The 254-nt window shown below is 42.5% G+C and carries 1 protein-coding gene; it reads left to right on the top strand.

Annotation, left to right across the window (positions count from 1 at the left end; all coding sequences use genetic code 11):
• Window positions 1-254: hypothetical protein (locus F6K22_RS35700; protein ID WP_293109311.1), on the top strand; the 254-nt coding region annotated here is incomplete at both ends.

Here is a 254-nt window from a genome sequence, read left to right as displayed (position 1 = left end):
GTATCTGAGGTAGATGGTGGTGATGATAGTGATAATCCAGATAATGGCATTGACAACAACATTCCAGTTACCGTTGACCCTGGTGAAGCAGATACTGGTAACGACTTTGTGGATAGGTTACCTGATGCTGGTATCGATATTGAGAAGTTCACCAACGGAGTAGATGCTGACACCATAGAGGAAGCAGTAGAAATTTCTCCTGGCAAGAAAGTTACTTGGACTTATAAAGTCACCAACACTGGTGATGTATCCTT

It is taken from the genome of Okeania sp. SIO2F4 (assembly GCF_010672385.1).
GTDB lineage: Bacteria > Cyanobacteriota > Cyanobacteriia > Cyanobacteriales > Microcoleaceae > Trichodesmium.
The sequence above is the reverse complement of the archived record's forward strand: the minus strand, read 5'-3'. Positions and strand labels throughout refer to the sequence as shown.